Source organism: Haloferax elongans ATCC BAA-1513 (genome assembly GCF_000336755.1).
GTDB classification, from domain to species: Archaea; Halobacteriota; Halobacteria; order Halobacteriales; family Haloferacaceae; genus Haloferax; species Haloferax elongans.
Genome location: NZ_AOLK01000027.1, coordinates 1 through 1870 on the forward strand (window position 1 = coordinate 1; position 1870 = coordinate 1870).

Sequence of the window (1870 nt, forward strand, 5' to 3'; positions counted from 1 at the left end):
CCAGTCCTCGACGATCGGATCCCACGCCATCAGTGACCAGTCCTCCTCGAGCGCACTGCCGTCACGATCGTCGCCGCCCGGATCGCGTGGATCGAGATCGACGTCGGCGCTAGATCCGTACCGCCGCGACCCCGACGGCAGGAACGACAGCGAGCCACGACCGAGGTACGCACTGATGTAGTGCGCCGCGTTCCGTGCGTCCACCCGCCGGATGTCCACCACCCGGCCGAGGCCGACGCGCTCGGCCAACTGCGACAGTTCCCGCTGCGGCAGGAACCGATCCACGAGCAGGTGCAGGTGCGGCCGGTCCCGCTCGTCTCCCTCGTGCCGCACCCACAGATACGACAGGTTTGGATAGCGGTCCCTCAGTTCCGTCCTCAGCGCGTTCCACCGATCGGTGATGTACTCGTGCTTCTCCTCCTTCGACGCGGGCGCTCTGCGGTCCACTGTGAGCGTCAGGAACCGACGCATCTCCGGGCGCTCCTCCGTGATCCGTTCTATCTCCTCGATCAGTCCCATCCTCAGCCGGTGGCCGCAACACTCGCAGTCCCACGAACCGCAACGGTACGACGCCTGTTCCCCCGATTCTGTCTGGTACTTCAGGTGCGCCAAGTCCTTCCGGCAGTCCGGCCGCTCCCGATCCGGCCCGCAATCCCAGTCCCGACCGAGCCGTGACTGCTCATCCAACTCGACCTCGCCGTCGACGGGATCCGCGCTCACTCCGACCACCCCGACCGACGCGATCGCGAGCTGCTCCACGAGTGGCCCGACAGCACGTCCGGCCCAGCTGGGGCGGCACTATCCGACGACCGCGACGAAGACGAGCCGGTGGCACCGCACCGCACCATAGCCACCGGCACGTCTTCTACCGCACCGCACGGTGGAACGCCTGAATTGGCGAAGCATAGCGGCTCTTGAGTTGTTCTAACTAGCGTCGAGTAAAGACCGCACCGCCGCCGCACCGCCACCGCACAAGATAGCCCCCTCCCGCCGGTCGGGGGCGTGCGGATCGGGCGGCCCTCGAGCCGGGTACGCCGGCTCTCGGGCAAATCAAGATCGCCCGATCCTTGCGGTGGATCGGCGCTTAGTCGTCCAGACCGAGCGTTTCCGTGAACCGTCGAAACACTTACTGACTCGGCTGAGAGAGGACAGAGCGAGGACGAACCCTCCGGCCAAGAGGTTTCCACCGGGCGATTCTGCCACAAATCGCGTCCGGTGGAATCGTCCGTCGCCCGGGCCTTCTCCGGGCATTCACTCACGTTGCGTAGCTTTGACTGCGACGAGAACGACTAGCCCCTTAAAGAATACTGACCTTTCACCCCGGCAGAACATCTACCTATCCCGATACTACCAACACGCCCACATATTGTTATTAGCAGTTCTAACCATAGCCAGACAGAACCCGAAACCGCATGACAGCGCAGGGGTCGCCGATCGCCCCGGAGTATCACCCATCACAACTTACCGCCGTCTTGCGATTCTTCCCCCTGTCGAATCCCGGCCCTATCCGTACAATCGCAGGACGGCGTAAGGATACCCCTGTCTGAACCGCCACAACTTACCGCCGTCTTGCGATTCTCCCACCACAATCACTCGCCCCTCCGCTCCCTAATCGCAGGACGGCGCAAGGGTCGCCGAAAATCGAACCGACCCCACCACCCACCACAGGGACCTATAACGGTGTCTAGGGGGACCCCACCCGGCACCTCTCACCTCGCGGTGGGACCGACCGATCTAGTCTGGTGGCGGTCCTCTATCCTCGTCGCGCCGGAAGTCTCCCGACGCAGCCGACACCCAGTCCTCGACGATCGGATCCCACGCCATCAGTGACCAGTCCTCCTCGAGCGCACTGCCGTCACGATCGTCGCCG

At 64.3% G+C, this 1870-nt stretch carries 1 protein-coding gene and 1 pseudogene; both read right to left on the reverse strand.

Annotated elements, in window-relative coordinates:
- On the reverse strand, nt 1–759 hold a 759-nt coding region (locus tag C453_RS19305; RefSeq protein ID WP_008327253.1), incomplete at its 3' end, for a rolling circle replication-associated protein.
- Nucleotides 760–1734: 975 nt separating this feature from the next.
- Nucleotides 1735–1870, reverse strand: a pseudogene (locus tag C453_RS19310) (rolling circle replication-associated protein); the annotation flags it as partial.